Annotated in this window: 15 protein-coding genes; 12 read left to right on the top strand and 3 right to left on the bottom strand. The window is 60.4% G+C overall.

The genetic code is table 11. The features are described 5' to 3' along the window. Window positions 1–83: 83 nt before the first annotated feature. The 4 genes from fumC (at window position 84) to ACZ5IL_RS07870 (ending at window position 2813) form a co-directional block, all read left to right on the top strand. A complete protein-coding gene (gene fumC / locus ACZ5IL_RS07885; RefSeq protein WP_464596170.1) occupies window positions 84–1493 on the top strand; it encodes a class II fumarate hydratase in 1410 nt (469 codons plus the stop codon). Window positions 1494–1731: 238 nt separating this feature from the next. Beyond that, window positions 1732–1920: a DUF4169 family protein gene (locus tag ACZ5IL_RS07880; RefSeq protein WP_464596169.1), complete on the top strand. Its 189-nt coding sequence runs from the start codon at window positions 1732–1734 to the stop codon at window positions 1918–1920. Beyond that, on the top strand, window positions 1917–2171 hold the full coding sequence (locus ACZ5IL_RS07875) for a ribbon-helix-helix domain-containing protein (RefSeq protein ID WP_079447385.1): 255 nt from the start codon (window positions 1917–1919) through the stop codon (window positions 2169–2171). Before ACZ5IL_RS07880 ends, ACZ5IL_RS07875 begins: the two co-directional genes overlap by 4 nt. A 309-nt stretch (window positions 2172–2480) precedes the next feature. Beyond that, window positions 2481–2813, top strand: a complete 333-nt coding sequence (locus ACZ5IL_RS07870) for a ribbon-helix-helix domain-containing protein (protein ID WP_464596167.1) — start codon at window positions 2481–2483, stop codon at window positions 2811–2813. A gap of 111 nt (window positions 2814–2924) precedes the next feature. Here ACZ5IL_RS07870 and ACZ5IL_RS07865 read toward each other — a convergent pair whose 3' ends face one another. Both ACZ5IL_RS07865 and ACZ5IL_RS07860 read right to left on the bottom strand, forming a co-directional pair. Continuing rightward, window positions 2925–6536 carry an AsmA family protein gene (locus tag ACZ5IL_RS07865; RefSeq protein ID WP_464596165.1) on the bottom strand — a complete coding sequence of 1204 codons (3612 nt, stop codon included), beginning with the start codon at window positions 6534–6536 and terminating at the stop codon, window positions 2925–2927. A gap of 596 nt (window positions 6537–7132) precedes the next feature. Further along, the gene (locus tag ACZ5IL_RS07860; protein WP_425909757.1) at window positions 7133–7306 is read right to left on the bottom strand and encodes a DUF1328 domain-containing protein; all 174 of its coding nucleotides are present in this window, start codon (window positions 7304–7306) and stop codon (window positions 7133–7135) included. Window positions 7307–7572: 266 nt separating this feature from the next. Here ACZ5IL_RS07860 and ACZ5IL_RS07855 point away from each other — a divergent pair, with 266 nt between their 5' ends. The 3 genes from ACZ5IL_RS07855 to ACZ5IL_RS07845 all read left to right on the top strand — a co-directional run bounded on the left by ACZ5IL_RS07855 (window position 7573) and on the right by ACZ5IL_RS07845 (window position 11827). Further along, window positions 7573–10023: an ATP-dependent helicase gene (locus ACZ5IL_RS07855; RefSeq protein WP_464596163.1), complete on the top strand. Its 2451-nt coding sequence runs from the start codon at window positions 7573–7575 to the stop codon at window positions 10021–10023. Window positions 10024–10142: 119 nt separating this feature from the next. Next, the gene (locus ACZ5IL_RS07850) at window positions 10143–11063 is read left to right on the top strand and encodes an ABC transporter ATP-binding protein (protein ID WP_464596161.1); all 921 of its coding nucleotides are present in this window, start codon (window positions 10143–10145) and stop codon (window positions 11061–11063) included. Between the two features lie 2 nt (window positions 11064–11065). Further along, window positions 11066–11827 carry an ABC transporter permease gene (locus ACZ5IL_RS07845; protein WP_425905788.1) on the top strand — a complete coding sequence of 254 codons (762 nt, stop codon included), beginning with the start codon at window positions 11066–11068 and terminating at the stop codon, window positions 11825–11827. Window positions 11828–11900: 73 nt separating this feature from the next. Here ACZ5IL_RS07845 and ACZ5IL_RS07840 read toward each other — a convergent pair whose 3' ends face one another. Next, window positions 11901–12239: a hypothetical protein gene (locus tag ACZ5IL_RS07840; protein WP_464596159.1), complete on the bottom strand. Its 339-nt coding sequence runs from the start codon at window positions 12237–12239 to the stop codon at window positions 11901–11903. A 272-nt stretch (window positions 12240–12511) separates the two neighbouring features. Here ACZ5IL_RS07840 and ACZ5IL_RS07835 point away from each other — a divergent pair, with 272 nt between their 5' ends. The 5 genes from ACZ5IL_RS07835 (at window position 12512) to ACZ5IL_RS07815 (ending at window position 18541) form a co-directional block, all read left to right on the top strand. Continuing rightward, entirely contained in the window at window positions 12512–13309 is a 798-nt protein-coding gene (locus ACZ5IL_RS07835; RefSeq protein WP_464596157.1) for a L,D-transpeptidase, read from the top strand. Between the two features lie 146 nt (window positions 13310–13455). Continuing rightward, entirely contained in the window at window positions 13456–15063 is a 1608-nt protein-coding gene (locus ACZ5IL_RS07830; RefSeq protein WP_464596155.1) for a phytoene desaturase family protein, read from the top strand. 301 nt (window positions 15064–15364) lie between these two features. Beyond that, the gene (locus ACZ5IL_RS07825; RefSeq protein WP_464596153.1) at window positions 15365–15634 is read left to right on the top strand and encodes a hypothetical protein; all 270 of its coding nucleotides are present in this window, start codon (window positions 15365–15367) and stop codon (window positions 15632–15634) included. A gap of 136 nt (window positions 15635–15770) precedes the next feature. Beyond that, window positions 15771–16775, top strand: a complete 1005-nt coding sequence (locus tag ACZ5IL_RS07820; protein ID WP_464596151.1) for a 50S ribosomal protein L11 methyltransferase — start codon at window positions 15771–15773, stop codon at window positions 16773–16775. Beyond that, window positions 16721–18541 carry an aminopeptidase P family protein gene (locus tag ACZ5IL_RS07815; protein WP_464596149.1) on the top strand — a complete coding sequence of 607 codons (1821 nt, stop codon included), beginning with the start codon at window positions 16721–16723 and terminating at the stop codon, window positions 18539–18541. Before ACZ5IL_RS07820 ends, ACZ5IL_RS07815 begins: the two co-directional genes overlap by 55 nt. The last annotated feature ends 267 nt before the right edge of the window (window positions 18542–18808 follow it).

Raw genomic sequence — 18808 nt, 5'->3', positions numbered from 1 at the left:
GGGTTGCATTTGCCGGATTGTCCTTTCGCCGGCGGAGGATCGGGCTGCGCCCCACAGCGGCATCGAACATAACGGACCGGACCATGGTTGCGTCATCACGCACGGCGAAAACGCGCACGGAAACCGATAGCTTCGGTCCCATCGAAGTTCAGGCAGACCGCTACTGGGGAGCCCAGACCGAACGCAGCCGACAAAACTTCCGCATCGGAGACGACCGGATGCCGATGCCGCTGATTCGAGCGCTCGGCATCGTCAAACTCGCAGCAGCGCAGACCAATCGGGAGCTTGGCCTGCTCGACCGCCGGCGCACGAACGCAATCATTCGCGCGGCACGCGAAGTGATCGACGGCAAGCTCGACGAGCATTTTCCGCTGGTGGTCTGGCAGACCGGTTCCGGCACACAGACCAACATGAACCTCAACGAGGTCATCGCCAATCGTGCCAACGTGCTGCTCGGTGGCCAACTCGGCCATAAGAAGCCCGTTCACCCAAACGACCACGTCAACATGAGCCAGTCGTCGAATGATTCATTTCCGACGGCGATGCATATCGCGGCGGCTCATGGCATCGTGTCAGACTTGGTTCCCGCCCTGACCGCTCTGCTCAAGGCGCTGCGCGAAAAAGAAAAGGTCTTCGCTGATATCGTCAAGATTGGGCGGACTCATACCCAGGATGCGACTCCGCTGACGCTCGGCCAGGAATTCTCCGGCTATGCGGCGCAGATCGAGAGCGGTCTGGCCCGGCTTCACACAGCACTGAAGGATCTCTATCCGCTGGCGCAAGGCGGAACCGCGGTGGGGACAGGACTGAACTCGAAGCCAAAATTTGCCAAACTGTTTGCGAAAAATGCAGCGCTGCTTACAAAACTCCCCTTCACAAGCGCTCCAAACAAATTTGAGGCGTTGGCTTCAAACGACGCCTATGTTTTCGCTCACGGCGCGATTAATGCGGTTGCAACGGGCCTGTTCAAGATCGCGAACGACATCCGCCTTCTGGGTTCCGGACCTCGGTCTGGCCTCGGAGAGCTGATTCTTCCGGAGAACGAACCTGGGTCGTCCATCATGCCGGGGAAGGTCAACCCTACGCAGTGCGAAGCGATGACAATGGTCTGTTGTCGGGTGTTCGGAAACCATACGACCGTGACTGTGGCTGGCAGTCAGGGGCATTTCGAACTTAACGTTTACAAGCCGGTTTTAGCTTACTGTATGATCGACTCCATACAGCTGCTCGCCGACGTCGTGCGCTCATTCACCGAACACTGCATCAAAGGCATCCGTGCCGACGAGCAGCGGATTCGTGAATTGATGCAACGCTCGCTCATGCTGGTCACGGCTCTCGCGCCAAGGATCGGCTACGATAACGCGGCGAAGGTCGCTAAGGCCGCCCACGCTCGCGGATCAACATTAAAGGAAGAGGCTCAGCGGCTCGGCTTGGTTACGGCTGTGGAGTTCGACCGATTGGTGCAACCCAGCAAAATGACCCGACCGGGATAAAATGACCGGTCGGAGCCTCGATGCTTTGTAGTTTCCTATCATTCCCTAACAGGCTGATATTCTAATGATCAGGGTTTCGGGAATTATTATATTCTAATATTGTGCGGCATATTAGACAAAATTTTCTACCCTGCTGCGATGCATCATGGTACATCCCCAATTATAGCCGCTTTTGGCGGAATGAATTTTCGATGTTTACGGCTGCGCGCTCCCGGCATTCAAGACAGCGGAATTGATCATGGGGGATGTGATTAACTTGAACAAGCGCAGGAAGCGCGCCGAACGCAAACAGGCGGCCGCCATCGCTGACGCTAATCGCGCGCGCTTCGGCCGCAGCAAAGCCGAGCGCGATCTTTCCGAACAGCGAAGGATGCGAGAACTGCGTTTGCTCGATCAACACCACATCGACGGCGAGGACGCGTCATGAAATCGCCAGTAGTGAAACGATCGATCGTAGTGGCTGGTCACAAGACGAGCGTGAGCCTCGAGGAAGCATTCTGGAACGGGATGAAAGAAATTTCGAGTCACCGCGACATGACCCTGTCCGAACTCGTCGGGGAAATCGACAGCAACCGTCAACAGGGCAACCTCTCCTCGGCAATCCGTCTCTTCGTGCTGGACTACTTTCGAAGCCGCGCGACGACGTCCGGATCCGAACACAGTCCTAGCCTCGGATAGCAGGCGCGATTCTCCGCAGATCACCGGCGCAATTCTCATCCGTATGTCTGCGCACGTCGGCGTCACGATAGTGAGCCGGGCTAGGTTATTTCCCGAATACCGACGTCGGGTACATTCAGCTACTATTTACCTGCCTTGACGATCTGCCATCGCGCCGATCAGAGGTGGACCGCGAAGTCACCTGCATGCCCGCAGCGCGGTCCACCGACGGTCAGCCGCACCGCTTTCGCAGTTAGACCGAACAAACATCCGGTGAGGTCTCATCGTGCGCCGATGATGAGGTTTGCCGGAATACAGATGGAGTCAATCATGCAAAACGACGAAAGCGGCGACTGCCGCGGAGAACCAGGACCATTGCGCGAATATGCCGTCGTCAAAAGATCGGTTGTCGTCGGTGGTCACAAGACCAGTGTCAGTCTCGAAGATGCGTTCTGGACCAGCCTGAAGGATATCGCGACACGGCGGGGCATAACCCTTTCCACACAAATTGCTTCGATTGATACCAATCGCAGGACCAACAATTTGTCTTCGGCGATCCGTCTGTATGTCCTCGAGCATTTTCGCACGCGAGCGGTAAGCACCATGTTCATCGGCGAACGTCAGGCATCGTCAACGCGGCTTGCGCCGCTTGGCCCGAAGTAGCTCCACGACTGTCGGCTCGGAGCAAATCAGAAGAAACACCCGGACTTGGTCGGGGACACTTCTTCGCGAGTTGACGCACCGGCTTCGTTCCTCCGGCGGAGACCGGCGGCCTCAGCGCTGGCGCACCGGCCTTGGCGCCACGAGCTGTGTCTCCACCGGCAAACGCGCAGCCGACGGCGGTGTCGGCACACGGGATGCCCGGGCGGCAGTCGTCGGACGCCGAGACGGTAGCGGGACAGCCATCCGACGTCTTGCCGCAAACCGCCGAGGATCCCGCTTTGGTCTTGGTGGATGAGTGATGGGTGCTGCGTCCGAAGCCAGTAGACTAGCGGAAAGATTTGACGGTTCAGCCTGCAGGGATGCCTGCGCCGGGGAAACGCTCGGAGCCGGCTCCAGGCTTTGCTCGATCGAGTCGAGTCTGCGAGACTCGCGATCGATCGACCTCACCGCAAGCCATGAGGACAGCGCCGCGACATCAATAGCCCGGTTTATCGCGTGGGACGGCCCAACTGCGAATATCTGAACTTGCGGACGATCGTTCGCAGATCCGGTCGAGGTTGACGCAAGGCCGGCGCGCATATCGACTTGATCTGACGTGATGTCATAGCCGCCGGAGACAATCGCCAGCGCACCTTCGCCGTCTAACGGCGTTGGGTTAACACGCAAACGGCCATCCCTCACCGTGAACGGAATTTGCGCCGATGCGACCGACAGCGGTCCGGCGGAGAGCGATTGCTCTACGATCTCCTGCAATTTAGCATCGTCCGATCCCCGCTCGACATTGCCATTGATCGCAACTTCGAACATGTGCGGATCAAGCCCTGAAATCCGCGCGTGATCGAGCGTGACCACCCCGTCGCCGGACAACGCTCCCGCCATCGCCGACGCGCTGCGGCCCCGGCTGGCGAGTGTGATCCGCGCGGAGGTACGGCCGGCAGGCATCGCCAGCGCACCGTATTGCAATGCTGCCCCCTCGACGTTGGTGAACTGGACGTTCGCATTCAAGGCAACGCCTTCGGCGGTCTGCCCAACATGGAGGCTTGCCGTGGCATCGCCATCGCCGATTTTCCCCTTCATCGCATCGAACGTCAGGGAATGGTCGTCCCCTTTGACAACGCCGCTGACGGGTCTCAATTCAGCGCCTCCCGGCAACGTACCGCGCAGCGCCGCGAAAGCCAGTTGACCGCGCCACCCCTCCGGCAGGCCGACATTCAACGGCTCCGCCGGATCACGCCCCCCGAAGTCGACTGCAAGTCCAAACACCGTCGCCAGATCGAGCGTATTGATTCCGAGTTCGCCATCGAAGCGTCTTTCGTTTCCTAGACTGACCGTAACATTCCCGCGCATGCGCGAGCCGCCGATCGCGCTATCGAGATCGCTGAAAATCAGCTTGTCGTCGGCCAGGGTGACATGTGACGAGAGCCTGACCTCCTGACCGTCGGGACCTGACGACTGAAGATTCGGTCGCGGCTTGAGATCGACGCGGTGAACCGTGAGATTAAGGTCCGCCTTCCGATCCGATGACCATGGCTGCACCATTCCTCTTATTTCGGCATCGAGATCTGCTCCTGACACCCTCGCATTTAGCTGGGCCGGGGTACGCCAGGTTCCCGTCGCTGTAGCTTCCAGTACAGATGGGTTCGCAACCGCGATCACACGATCAAGACCCAGCAACACCGGCACGCCCCCGCCGCGCTCCGACGTCAGCTTCGTCCGAAGCGTCACCTCGCTGCGTGCCAATACATCAAAATCGGCGGCGCGCACCGCCGCGAGTGAAGGTGCTGCAACCAGTGATAGTGAGCCTTTCAGTTGCGGCAGATTGACGTCGAGTGTAGCGCTGGCATCTGCCTTGTTGTTGTCGGCAAGGCTCTTACCAACGTTGAGCGTGAGGCGAAGCTGGGCAGCCCCCGCGGCCACCGGTATCGCATCGAGGCGCGCCGCGACGCTCGGTGAGAGCGGAGCAATCACGCTCGCCATCGGGGCAACCGACTCAGACGTCGCATTCAACGATAACTTTCCGGTCGTATTGATGCGGTCGAATGCGCCGGAGCTATCGATCATGAGTCCACCGGAGGAGCCGACCTTCAATTGTTCGAGCAAGATTGCCGTTGGCCCATAACTCAGTTCGGCGAGAAATGGACCGAATTCCCGTGTCGCCCACATCGCGTGATCAACATTTAAGGACAATCGTCCCTCACTGGGCCAATCATCTTGCAATGCCGCGACCGCGCGCACCAGACTCGCCGCAGCATCAAGATCGAGGCGATCCGCTTTGAGTTCAGCTTCGGCCCGCGTACCGTTCTCTGGCGTCAAATCGACAAACGCCAGCCGCCCTTCAACGCTGCCACCCTCGATATTGGCCTTGATCTGTTCGAAGACCACCTGGCTTTGATCAGCAGTCAACTTGCTTTGCACACGCAGCGGCTTTCGGCTCAGATGAGTGACTTCGCCACGGCCTTGCAACCACGCGATGAAAGTATCGGGATCAGACGATTCAACGTCGAGTGCACCGTTGAGTCGCGGCGACGGTCCGGGCAGCAGGATCGCGCCGTTAACAGCCATACGCGTGGCGCCGGGAGCGTGGAATTCCAGCCGGCTGATCGTCCATGAAGCAGCGTCGCTGCGTAAGTCAGTACTGAAATTTTGTATAGGGCCGCCGCCCAGCATGATCTGGTCGGCGCTGATCTCTATGTCAGCGGCGAGCCATGGTTTCGGGATTTTTGTTAGATAACGTTGCATTGTCTGCAACATCTTTGCGGGATCGGCCTGTTCCTTGGCAAACAGGCGGTTGGCGTCGAGTTGACGCGCGGAGAATGCAGCGCGAAGCCGGGGCGACGAGCCGAAACGAATGTCTCCTTTGCCTGTGAGCCTCAGCGCAGAGTCGACGCTACCATAACTAGCATCAACCTGCTCGAGACGCGCGCCTTTCGGATCTGCTTTTACGTTGGCCGACACACGCCATGGTCTTTGAGAGGGGGCGACCGAAAATTTTTTGCCGACAGATTCCCCAGCACCTGCCAGCGTCAGCGCGCCATCGAAACGCGGAATCTTCTCGTCGAACGACAAGACCCCATCGACGTCGATGAACTCCGCCCGCGTTCCGGGATCGATCGCGACATGAACACGGCTGGCACCGCCGACACTCGCCTGTGCGAGCGAAATTTGGAAGGGATATCGCGTTCCTGACAACACGAAATTGCCGTCGCCGCGCACGGAAGCTCCCGATGGCCGCACCTCTCCACTGAACGCGATGTCGCTCAATTCCAGAGTGCTGCGGCTTGCAGCATCATGAAACGCCACGCGGCCGGTGAGATTCAACCGATCAACAGAAAGCGAGCCGAAATTAAGCGATAGTGGCCAGCCCGTCTGCTCTCTGTCATTGAGACCGAGGTCGAGGACCACACCGTTGATCGTCAATTCGGTTGCGCGCCACTCTCCACGCATCAGCGAACCAAGGCTGAATTCGACGGCGAGACTGTCGGCCTGTACCTGTCCCGGATCGTTCGGCCTTCCAACGAATACCGACTCAAGCCGCAATGACGGCGACGGCAGCAGCCGGGCGTCGATCCCACCCTCGACCCGCACCGGCGCGCCGATCACGCGCGCCGCCTCTGTCTCGAACTGGGACCGAAACCGGCTCCAGTCGATGAAATGCGGCCCGATCAGCGCGGCGATGAGCGCAACAATGAATGTAATCGCCAGGCCGAGCAGTGTCGTCTGCACGGTGTCCCCCTCTGACCCTTCCGACAAAATTGCATTCGTTCGGTTCGCCCTTCCGCAAATGGTAGACCCGGGTTCGTGCTTCCGGACTCCGCGAGGCGCACTAAAACAAATGCCGCATCCTTATACTAATAACAACTGTGGCAAAGTCGCAGCGACGGCAGGCAGCGCATTGTTCCTGGAAAGGGCGGCACAGACAGTGCGAAGCGATGATGGCGGTCAAGAGACCCATCATCGCGCACCGACCTGTTCTGGCTCGAACTGGGGAATCGGCCTCGATTACATGAAAGCGCGCCCGCGCCTCCCGTGTTCATGGCCGAATGCCATTTACGCTATTTGCGGGAAATCGTCTGGGCGGCCTCGGGTGCAGATTCAATTTTTCTGATCGATCGACGAAAAGCGTCTGCGTGAAGGAGAGGAACAAAACGCTGACGAAGGTTGCCTCTCGGCAACCTCCGAACGATGACGCTTCACGTCGATATGGCCGCCCCGCAACGTCGTGCCCCTTCGCCTCCGATATCCGCATTCAGGCCGTCATTGCGCTTGCAGCATCACCGCGCGTCCCCGAGATGTCCTCGACACCCCGGTTAACCCACGCACTATACCGGGGGTCGGCCGCGCAACAACCCGACCACCGCTGAAACCACTAACAGAATCAGCGCAATGAAAAAGATGATCTTCGCGATTTCGATTGAGGCGCCCGCGATGCCTCCAAAGCCCAAAACGCCGGCAATCAATGCAATGACCAGGAACGTCACTACCCAATTCAACATGATCTGGCCTCCATTTTTGCGCGCTTTGCGCGTGACTGAAAAACAATCCGTCACCGGAACAATGGTTCCGCCTGGCCCTATACGAGAGAGTTCTGAAAATGAGCGGTTTTTGGGGAACAAAACGTCGAACGCGGCGAGGCCATTCCATTGGCCTGAACGCAGAAAAGCCGCTACGAAGCTCGTCGCCCTATATATTTCTTTGATCCGACCAAGAGGGCTCTCCCCTTCGCTGGCCAGCAGTGTCATCGTAGGAAAAGACGATTCGCATGACCGATCCAGGTAGACTGATCCATAGCAACGTTTCCGAGCACCAGCCCGCCGCCGGCGGCATCGCTGCGCGCGCGCGGGCCGCAGCAACGCCGCGATATCTGAGTGGGCTCAATCCGGAACAGCGCGAGGCCGTGGAAACGCTGGACGGACCGGTTCTGGTGCTGGCCGGTGCGGGAACAGGCAAGACCCGCGTGCTGACGACCCGCATCGCGCATATTCTCAGCCAGGGCCGCGCCCGCCCTGGCGAGATCTTGTCGGTGACCTTCACCAACAAGGCCGCTCGCGAGATGAAACATCGTCTCGGCCAGATGCTCGGGGAAGCAGTCGAAGGTATGCCGTGGCTCGGCACCTTTCATTCCATTGCGGGCCGGATCCTGCGCGTTCATGCCGAACTGGTGCAACTCAAATCCAACTTCACGATTCTCGATGTCGACGATCAAATCCGCCTGCTCAAACAGCTTCTGCAGGCCGACAACATCGACGACAAGCGCTGGCCCGCGCGGATGCTTGCCGGGTTAATCGACGGCTGGAAGAACCGCGGACTGACGCCCGCACAGGTGCCGTCGGGCGAAGCCTCCGTATTCGGCAACGGTCGCGGCGGCAAGCTTTACGCCGCCTATCAGGCGCGGTTGAAAATCCTCAATGCAGTGGACTTCGGTGATTTGCTGCTGGAGAATGTCCGGCTGTTTCGCGAGCATCCGGACGTGCTGCGGCAATATCAAAACCGCTTCAAGTTCATCCTTGTCGACGAGTATCAGGACACGAACGTTGCGCAATATCTATGGCTGCGGTTGCTGTCGCAGGCGCCGCCTTCATCGCAAGCGCATTTTCCCGCTTCCTCTCCGGGAGAGGATCCGAGCCCGCGCACGGCCCAGCCCAAAAACATCTGCTGCGTCGGCGACGACGACCAGTCGATCTACGGCTGGCGCGGCGCCGAGGTGGATAACATCCTGCGATTCGAGCACGATTTTCCAGGCGCCAAGGTGATCCGACTGGAGCGTAACTACCGCTCAACCGGCCATATCCTCGCCGCTGCCTCGCACCTGATCGCGCATAACGAAGGCAGGCTCGGCAAGACATTACGCACCGAAGATATCGACGGCGAGAAGGTCACCGTCACCGGCTCCTGGGATTCCGAGGAGGAAGCCCGAGCCATCGGCGAGGAAATCGAACAGCTCCAGCGCGCCGGCGAAAAACTGAATGAAATCGCAATTCTGGTACGCGCCTCATTCCAGATGCGCGAGTTCGAAGACCGCTTTGTCACGCTTGGCCTGCCCTATCGCGTTATAGGCGGCCCTCGCTTCTACGAGCGCGCCGAAATTCGCGACGCGCTCGCCTATCTGCGCCTCATCAACTCGCCAGCTGATGATCTTGCCTTCGAGCGCATCGTCAATGTGCCCAAACGAGGCCTGGGCGATGCCACCGTCCAGATGCTGCACGGGATTGCGCGAAAGCGGCAGATCCCGCTCAGCGAAGCGGCCCGCACCGTTGTCGAAACCGACGAGTTGAAACCGAAAGCGCGCGGATCGCTGCGTGCTTTGGTCGAGAGCTTCGACCGGTGGCGCGTGCAGCGAGAGGCCATACCGCACACCGAACTTGCCGAGATCGTGCTGGACGAGAGCGGCTACACAGAGATGTGGCAGAAGGATCGCTCGGCCGATGCTGCTGGCCGCCTGGAGAATCTGAAAGAACTGGTACGCTCGATGGAGGAGTTCGAAAACCTGCAAGGCTTTCTTGAGCATATATCTCTGGTGATGGATCGCGACGGCGGCGCCGACGAGGATGCCGTCTCGCTCATGACGCTGCATTCCGCCAAAGGGCTCGAATTCGACAGCGTCTTCCTGCCAGGCTGGGAGGAAGGTCTGTTTCCCCATCAGCGTGCGCTGGATGAGCAGGGACGCGCTGGTCTCGAAGAAGAGCGCCGCCTCGCGCACGTCGGGCTGACACGGGCGCGCCGACGCGCAAAGCTCTATTTCGCTACCAATCGCCGTATCCACGGCTCATGGTCGACGACGATTCCGTCCCGCTTCCTCGACGAACTGCCGGCGGAAAATGTCGAGATCACGGAATCGAAGGGTGGGTCGGGATGGGGCGGAACGGGCGGTTACGGCCCCTCGCGGTTCGACAACATCGAGTCGTTTGGCTCGAGCTATGCAACGCCTGGCTGGCAACGCGCGCAGGCCAATCGCGGTCGGGGCGGATTCAACGAGACCAATGCATCCTATACTGCGAGCCGATCGAAGTCGAAGTACACGCCATTGACCATCGAAGGCGAACTGGTCGCGAAATCTACCGGCACGACATCCGAGTTCTCACTTGGCGACCGGGTCTTTCACCAGAAATTCGGCTACGGAAAAGTGGCGCGGATCGATGGCAACAAGCTGACCATCGCTTTCGAAAAAGCCGGCGACAAAAAGGTGGTCGATAGCTTTGTGAAGCGGGTATAGCCGAATTGCGAACCACCGCACGTGTTCCTATCTGACCTCCATTCCATCATCCTGCCATTCGACGCGATATCATTTTCTCGTCGCCCCTTTTCCACCAGCCTACAGCGTGTCAAGCTCGCATGTCGCCCATCATATCTATTTCCGGCTTGTCGAAGACCTACGCGTCCGGCTTCGCAGCACTGAAGAGCATCGACCTCGATATCAAACGGGGTGAGATTTTCGCACTGCTCGGCCCCAATGGCGCCGGCAAGACAACGCTCATCAGCATCATTTGCGGCATCACCAACGCGTCCGCAGGACAGGTGCGGGTCGACGGTCGGGACATCCGGCGCGACTATCGAGCTACCCGCGCGATGATCGGACTGGTGCCGCAGGAACTGCATACTGATGCGTTCGAAACGGTCTGGGCAACCGTGAGTTTCAGCCGTGGGCTGTTCGGAAAGCCCAAGAACCCGGCCCATATCGAGAAGGTCCTGAGGGATCTCTCGTTGTGGGACAAGAAAGATAGCAAGATCGTTACGCTGTCCGGTGGCATGAAACGACGTGTGATGATTGCGAAGGCCCTTTCGCACGAGCCGCAAGTGCTGTTTCTCGACGAGCCCACAGCGGGGGTCGATGTCGAATTACGGAAAGCCATGTGGGAGATGGTGCGCGCGCTGCGAGCCTTGGGCGTCACGATCATTCTGACGACGCATTACATCGAAGAAGCTCAAGAAATGGCGGACCGTGTCGGCGTTATCAATAGGGGCGAGATCATTCTCGTCGAAGAAAAGGTAGCGCTGATGCAGAAGCTCGGCAAAAAGAGGTTGAAGCTTCATTTGCAGTGCAAGGTCGAAGCCATACCCGCAACGTTGGCGGCTTACAATCTCGAGCTTGCCGCAGACGGAATGCAAGTGACCTATACCTATGATACCCAAAGTGAGCACACTGGCATCACCAGCCTGCTGAGCGATCTCCGTGCCGCGGGTATCAGATTTTCGGACCTCGACACCACCGAAAGCTCACTGGAAGAGATCTTCGTCAGCCTGGTAAGGACCTGACCATGAATTTTGGAGCCGTGCAGGCGATTTACAAGTTCGAAATGGCGCGCACTTGGCGCACGCTGCTGCAAAGCATCGTGTCACCGGTGGTTTCGACCTCGCTTTATTTTGTGGTGTTCGGCGCGGCAATCGGATCGCGCATCACTCAGGTCGAGGGCGTCAGTTACGGTACTTTCATTGTGCCCGGGCTCATAATGTTGTCGGTGCTGACGCAAAGCATCACCAACGCATCGTTCGGGATCTACTTTCCAAAGTTCATAGGCACCATTTACGAGATACTGTCGGCGCCGGTCTCCTATTTCGAGATTGTCCTCGGCTATGTGGGGGCGGCTGCGACCAAATCGATCATTCTAGGCCTGATCATTCTGGCCACCGCCGGCCTGTTCGTGCCATTGCACATTCATCATCCGATATGGATGCTGACCTTTCTGATATTGACCTCAGTGACCTTCAGTCTTTTCGGCTTCATCATCGGGATTTGGGCCGACGGTTTCGAAAAACTGCAGATGATTCCGATGTTGATCATCACGCCGCTGACATTCCTCGGAGGAAGTTTTTATTCGATCAACATGCTGCCGCAGACTTGGCAAACCCTCGCGCTTTTTAATCCCGTCGTCTATCTCATCAGCGGATTCCGGTGGAGTTTTTACGAGATTGCTGACGTCAGCGTGTTCGTGAGTATTGGCATGACAGTCGGCTTTCTCGCGGCCTGCATGTTGATGGTATGGTGGATATTCAGAACCGGCTATCGGCTTAGACATTAAATTGTGATGCGCAAACCGCGATGGGTTCACCCCCCGACCGCGGTCTGCTCATACGTCATACGGGAAATCCTTATCAACGGTAGCAGTGGAAATGCCCGTGCTTCCAATAACCACGGCATCGATGCCCTCTGCGGTATCCGCGATCCGGAATGCCGAGCACGCCGTTGACGCCGCCGACCGCACCCCCGACGCCGGCACCGATCGCACCGCCGATTGCGCCGCCCACCGGCCCTGCCGCACGATGACCCTCGTACGCGCCTTGGTTGGCACCGCGCTCCATACCGTTGAAGACACCTTGAGCATGCGCTTGATGCGGTATGGCGAATAGGGCCAGCGCCGCTGCAACAGCGGCTACCGCGATCCGCACACGGAAAGAAGGCTCGGTTGGCAATGCTATGGTTCTCATCCTCATCGGCATTTCTGTCCTTATTTTGTTTTGAATCTAGCTAGGTTGCCCCAACAGGCCGTGATCGCTGGATCTACGGTGATATAACGTGGAATCTCGCCGAAAGTTCCAAGCCTTGCGGGAGGGCGCTTTCCTAGGTCTCACCCGACTTTTCCTCTCCCCCGCCTTGGTCGTGCCGTCTCGTGAGTTAACGATGACGCAAACCCGCTACTGGAAGCACACCCTGTTTGAGCGCATATTATGGCTCGGGGACGTAGGCTGAAGTCGAGGCCGAGGTAATGCGCAAGTTTCTTATTCCTGTTTCCGCTCTGCTGTTTCTCGCCGCTGGTAGCGTCGCCCACGCAAAGGTGTCCATTGTGGTCGACAAGGACAATCAGCAAATGACCGTTTCCGTCGACGGCGTTGAACGCTATCAATGGCCGGTCTCGACTGGAAATCCGTCGCACGAAACTCCAAATGGCAAATTCCAAACTTTCCGAATGGAAGCCGACCATTTCTCCAAGGAGTTCGACGACGCGCCGATGCCGCACTCGATCTTCTTCACCAAGATCGGTCATGCCATCCACGGCACGTTCTCCGAAGGCAGCCTCGGCGTCCCCGTCTCTCACGGCTGCGTCCGGATCTCGCGCGCCAACGCCAGCACACTGTTCTCTCTTGTGAAGACAGAGGGCGTCCTCAACACCACCGTCACACTGACTGGATCGTCGCGCGTGGCGCTAGCGCGCAATCCTCGTAGCAGGCGGCAAACCGATGTCGCCCGTCGCGACCCAACGTCGGGCTATCAATCTTACGATGCCGCCGGAAATCCGGTCGATCTGACGCCCGGGCAGATCGCACCCGGTCGGCAGCCGCAGGCCACCGTTCGCGGCAACGACGGCTATATCTATCCGGCCGACGGCAGTTCCAACGATCAGCGCTATCCTGCTCCGCGCGGTTATCGTCATGGCGCGCAGAACATTCCTCAACCACAGCAATACTACTACGGCGATCAAACAGGCTACGGATACGCGCAGCCTCAAGTCTATGCGCCACGACCCTACCGGTCGCGAGGCCTATTCTCTGGCTTCGACGACTGACCGCTACTTCACCATTGCGCAGTTACCGCCAACGCAGAGCGTGTCATCAGGCTGAACTCGGCTCGTAAGCCTTGTGCCGTCCATCGGCCTTTCCGATAAGAGCTTGAAGGACGGCAGTCAGACCGTCTGAGGACTTTGAAGCGGATATGTCAGACACTGACGTCGTTATCATCGGCGCAGGCCACAACGGCTTGACGTGCGCGGCCTATCTTGCAATGGCCGGACTGCGCGTCAGGGTCGTGGAGCGGCGCAAGGTGGTGGGCGGCGCAGCGGTGACCGAGGAATTCCACCCAGGTTTCCGCAATTCGGTCGCGGCCTACACCGTCAGCTTGCTCAATCCGAAAGTCATCGCTGACCTGCAGCTTCACAACCACGGCCTTCGGATCGTCGAACGCCGCGCGCAGAACTTCCTGCCCGCTCCCGACGGCCGCTACCTGCTCACCGGCGAAGGCCGCACCCGGGCATCGGCTGCTCGCTTGAGCGAACGGGATGCGGACGCGATCGGCGATTTCATGAGCGAACTCGAAGAGATCGCCGACGTTGTCCGCCAATTCGTGCTCCGCGCGCCACCAAATCTCGTTGAGGGGCTTGGCCTCAAGGCGGCGCACGAGCTCGTCAACGCCGCTGGCACGGTGGGCATCCTGCGCGGGCTTTCGCTGGAGCAGCAACGCAGCCTGCTCGATCTCTTTACGCGATCGGCAGGAGACATGCTCGACGATCGCTTCGAAACCGATCTTATCAAGGCTCTGTTCGGCTTTGACGCCATCGTCGGCAACTATGCGAGTCCCTACGCGGCCGGCTCGGCCTACGTGATGCTGCACCATGCTTTCGGGGAAGTGAACGGCAAGAAGGGCGTTTGGGGACACGCGATCGGCGGCATGGGCGCGATTACCCAGGCGATGGCAACGGCCGCCCGCGCGAACGGTGTGGAAATCGAAACGAACGCAGGCGTGCGCGAGATCATTGTCGAAGGAAAGCAGGTAGCTGGTGCCGTGCTCGACGACGGACGGACGATCCACGCAAGATATGTCGCGGCGAACGTCAACCCAAAACTGCTGTATACGCGGCTGTTGCCCGCAGACGCGCTACCCGCCACATTTCTCACCCGCATCAAGAACTGGCGCAATGGCTCCGGGACATTCCGGATGAACGTCGCGCTCTCCGCCCTCCCCTCATTCTCCGCCTTGCCGGGCGCCGGCGACCATCTCAGCGCCGGTATCATCATTGCACCCGGTCTCGACTACATGGACAGCGCCTGGCAGGATGCGCGAAAGTTAGGCTGGAGCCGCGAACCGGTGATCGAGGTTCTGATCCCCTCGGTGATCGACGACTCCCTGGCGCCGCCCGGCCGCCATGTGGCCAGTCTTTTCTGCCAGCATGTCGCGCCACAATTGCCTGACGGCGCGTCTTGGGATGACCATCGCGATGAGGTCGCCGACCTCATGATCGCGACCGTCGACCGCTACGCGCCGGGCTTTGCCGCCAGCGTGATCGGCCGGCAGGTCCTGTCACCGCTCGATCTCGAACGCGAATTTGGATTGCTCGGCGGCGATATTTTCCACGGCGCGCTGACGCTGAACCAATTGTTTTCGGCCCGACCGATGCTCGGCTACGCAGACTATCGGGGCCCGCTGAAGGGGCTCTATCACTGCGGCGCCGGCGCGCATCCCGGCGGAGGTGTCACAGGCGCACCCGGTCATAACGCCGCCCGCGCCATCCTACGGGATCACCGGGCGCTGTTCGCTCGCCGCTAACACTCAACACCACATAGACTATCGCCAGCGAGGCCAATTCCGACCACAACCCGGGCCGATGCCGAGGCGGCGGATAAGGCTGTCGAAAACCCTGTGCGAAACCGGGGATCAGGCTGTGGAAATCCTGTGGATATCTCTGTGGGAAAGCTTCCGCATCCCCGGCCGCCCTTCGTGACAATCGCGACGCCTGTCGCCGTCACCCCCGCGGCCGCCTTCCCGCCTGCGCATTTTCCATCGTGTAAGTTTCCGATTTGCACTAAAGCAAAGGCCTGACGAAAGCAGGCAAGTTCTGGGGGTTGAGGTGCTACAAATTCTTGGCCGGGTTTTTCTGGCGATTCTTGTCCCGACTTATCTCGGTTATGTCGGCGCATCGTTGAATATTTTTGACGTCTACCTGCTGGTGGCCGCCTCCTGGTCGCTGTGGGCCTACGGGCGCCCGGGACCGCAAGAGCTCTGGGAGAGCGGCGGCATCATCGCGATTATAAAGGGCTGGCTTGTCATGGTGTTCGCCATTCTCCTGGTCGCCGGACCGGCCTATGGCATCGGCTATCTCATTGCCAAATATGTATGAGGCCCTGCGGAATCTCCGTTTCCCCTTTCCGCTTCTCATGAAATCCGAGGCGGAGCTATGATCTTGATTTGACGCGTTTTCTTCCCGCGGATCGGTATCCACTTCGCTCGAAAACGCTATGGGCCCCGGGCTGTCGATGACAAACGCCATTTCGCCGGCAACAAGCTGCGCCACCTTCGCCATCGGGGCGGAGCAGATCGCGCGTCGGGTCGTCGATCTCCTGACCGAAAGCCTTGAGGATAGCGAGGCCGCGGTTACCGCATTTGAACGCAGCGACGGCTGCTGGAGCATCGCGGTCCACTTCGCCGATCCGCCGGACGAAAAACGAATCCGCGCGCTGGTCGCTCTCGCCGCCGGCGATGAGGTCGCCCGAACCGTCGTCTTCGATAGCGTTGCCGCCAGGGACTGGGTCGAGGCCAGCCTTGCAGGGCTAGCTCCGGTCCCCGCCGGCCGCTTCATCGTCCACGGCCGACACGACCGCGCACGCGTCCCGCCGAACAAGCTGAGCATCGAGATCGAGGCCGCGCTGGCATTCGGCACCGGCCACCACGGCACCACCCGGGGCTGCCTGCTGCTGCTCGATCAGGTACTGCACGCCCGGATGCCGAGACGCGTCCTCGATCTCGGCGCTGGGACCGGCGTCCTGGCCATCGCCGCGGCCAAGGCGCTGCGTCGGAACGTGCTGGCCAGCGACATCGACCCGCGTTCGGCGGCCGTAGCGAGAGAGAATGCCGTATCGAACGGCGTCGGCAATCTTGTCGAGGCGATCTGCGCGACCGGCTTTTCCGCGCCGTCGTTTCGCATGCGCGCGCCGTTCGATCTGGTGCTGGCGAATATCCTCGCCAATCCGCTGCGGCAGATGGCCCCGGCCATGGCGCGTCACCTCGCGCCTGAAGCCCTAGTGATCCTCTCGGGGCTGCTGCCGCAGCAAACGCGCGGCGTCATTGCGGCCTACCGCGCGCAGGGGCTGGTGTTGATCCGGCAGATCCGGATCGACGGCTGGTGCAGCCTACTGATGCAGAACAGACGATGCCCCCCCCCGGCTGCGTTGCGCAGCCCTGCCCTCGATCCTATGATGCCCGGACAATGTTCGAGGCCCATTTCCAGACATTCGAAGACCCCGAAGGCGGCGTCGCGCTGACCGCCCGTCTTGCCGCGTTTCGCGAGGAGCTGGTGCGGCGGCAACTGACAGGCTTCGTGATCCCGCGCGCGGATCGGCAGCAGAACGAGTATGTCCCGCCTTCCGAGGAGCGGCTGGCGTGGCTCACCGGATTCACCGGATCGGCCGGCATGGCCATCGTGCTCGCGACGGAAGCTGCCGTATTTGTCGACGGCCGCTACACCTTGCAGGCGGCGCAACAGGTGGATGTCCGAGCCTGGAGCATCGCTTCGCTGGCCGATCCGCCACCGGAAAGCTGGCTGGCGGAGCATCTCACGGCCGGCGACCGCCTGGGCTACGATCCATGGCTGCACACCTCGGCGGCGGTCGAACGTCTCGCGACGGCTTGCACGAAGGCGGGCGCTGAGTTGGTCCCCGTCGACAGCAACCCGGTCGACAGCATCTGGACCGACCGACCCGCGCCGCCGCTCGGCCCGGTCACGATCCACGGCGCGACGTTCGCTGGCGAAGCCGAGGCCGATAAGCTCGCGCGCATCCGCACTGAGATGACAAAGCTCGGCGTCGATGCGCTGGTGCTGTCGGATTCCCATGCGGTGGCGTGGACCTTCAACATTCGCGGCGCCGATGTCTCGCATACGCCGCTGCCTCTGTCTTACGCTTTGGTGCCGAAGGATGGCCGCCCCACCATCTTCATCGACACCCGCAAACTTTCCGACAGCACACGCGATCATCTTGAGCGCAACGCCGAGGTCCACGAACCGGATGAGCTGACCGACGCGCTGACGCGGACGGCCCAATCCGGCGCGGCCATCGCGCTCGACAAAGCCACCGCCGCCGACGCGCTGAGCCGCCTGATCACCTCGGCCGGCGGAAAGCCGGTGCGCGGTAACGATCCTGTTGCGCTTTTGAAGGCGGTGAAGAACCAGACCGAGATCGACGGCGCGCGCGCCGCGCATCGGCGCGACGCCGTGGCGCTGGCGCGGTTTCTCGCCTGGATCGACCGCGAGGCGCCGAAGGGCACGCTGACCGAAATCGACGCGGTCGAGGCGCTGGAAACTTTTCGCCGCGACACCGGCGCGCTGAAGGACGTCTCCTTTCCCACCATCTCGGGCACCGGGCCGAACGGCGCCATCGTCCACTACCGCGTCACCCGCATGAGCAACCGCCGCATCGTGCCCGGCGATTTGCTGCTGATCGATTCCGGCGGGCAATACGAGGACGGCACCACCGACGTCACCCGCACCATCGCCATCGGCACGCCGACCGACGAGATGCGCGACCGCTTCACCCGCGTGCTGCGCGGCCACATCGCCATCGCCCGCGCGGTGTTTCCCGATGGCACCACCGGCGCGCAACTCGACACGCTGGCGCGGCAGTTTCTCTGGCAGGCCGGCATCGACTTCGACCACGGCACCGGCCACGGCGTCGGCAGCTATCTGTCGGTGCATGAAGGTCCCGCGCGGATTTCGAAACTCGGCACCACGCCGCTGAAGCGCGGCATGATCCTGTCTAACGAGCCGGGTTATTATAAACGTGATGGGTTCGGCATCCGGATCGAAAATCTGGTGCTGGTCACGGCCGCGGAGATTGCCGGCGCCGAGAAACCCATGAACGGCTTCGAGACCCTGACGCTGGCCCCGATCGACCGCCGCCTGATCGATCGTCGCATCAGCAAGAAAGAGCTGATGTGGCTCAATGACTATCATGCCCGCGTTCGCCGCGAGGTGCGCCCGCATCTCGACGAAGCCACGAAACTCTGGCTCGATGCAGCGACCGAGCCGCTGTAGTGCGCGCGAGGCTTGCCTCATTCGCGCTCATAACAATCCACGCTAACCTCCAGACGTGCGAGAACACCCCTGTTGTTTGCGGCGCGGGGACGCCATCGCTTGTTTCCGTTTGCTCCCCCTTGAAAGAGGGCGCGCGGAACGCCGGACGCGCGATGCGTCCGCAGCCTCATGCGCGATGAAAAAAGCGCACGAGTTAGTCACCACGAAAGCACCGGCATCGTCCGGCGTTCCGCACGCAGTGGTTTTTCGGCTTGCTTCGTGCTCTCC

This window comes from Nitrobacter sp. CN101, assembly GCF_055390255.1.
This window is presented reverse-complemented; position numbering and strand designations above follow the sequence as displayed.

Bases quoted from the DNA above. Each gene is read 5' to 3' on its own strand.
- ACZ5IL_RS07815 (WP_464596149.1), top strand. From the start codon at position 16,721: ATGTTCGAGGCCCATTTCCAGACATTCGAAGACCCCGAAGGCGGCGTC.
- ACZ5IL_RS07845 (WP_425905788.1), top strand. From the start codon at position 11,066: ATGAATTTTGGAGCCGTGCAGGCGATTTACAAGTTCGAAATGGCGCGC.
- ACZ5IL_RS07870 (WP_464596167.1), top strand. From the start codon at position 2,481: ATGCAAAACGACGAAAGCGGCGACTGCCGCGGAGAACCAGGACCATTG.
- ACZ5IL_RS07860 (WP_425909757.1), bottom strand. From the start codon at position 7,306: ATGTTGAATTGGGTAGTGACGTTCCTGGTCATTGCATTGATTGCCGGC.
- fumC (WP_464596170.1), top strand. From the start codon at position 84: ATGGTTGCGTCATCACGCACGGCGAAAACGCGCACGGAAACCGATAGC.
- ACZ5IL_RS07880 (WP_464596169.1), top strand. From the start codon at position 1,732: ATGGGGGATGTGATTAACTTGAACAAGCGCAGGAAGCGCGCCGAACGC.
- ACZ5IL_RS07850 (WP_464596161.1), top strand. From the start codon at position 10,143: ATGTCGCCCATCATATCTATTTCCGGCTTGTCGAAGACCTACGCGTCC.
- ACZ5IL_RS07840 (WP_464596159.1), bottom strand. From the start codon at position 12,239: ATGAGGATGAGAACCATAGCATTGCCAACCGAGCCTTCTTTCCGTGTG.
- ACZ5IL_RS07855 (WP_464596163.1), top strand. From the start codon at position 7,573: ATGACCGATCCAGGTAGACTGATCCATAGCAACGTTTCCGAGCACCAG.
- ACZ5IL_RS07820 (WP_464596151.1), top strand. From the start codon at position 15,771: ATGACAAACGCCATTTCGCCGGCAACAAGCTGCGCCACCTTCGCCATC.
- ACZ5IL_RS07835 (WP_464596157.1), top strand. From the start codon at position 12,512: ATGCGCAAGTTTCTTATTCCTGTTTCCGCTCTGCTGTTTCTCGCCGCT.
- ACZ5IL_RS07875 (WP_079447385.1), top strand. From the start codon at position 1,917: ATGAAATCGCCAGTAGTGAAACGATCGATCGTAGTGGCTGGTCACAAG.
- ACZ5IL_RS07830 (WP_464596155.1), top strand. From the start codon at position 13,456: ATGTCAGACACTGACGTCGTTATCATCGGCGCAGGCCACAACGGCTTG.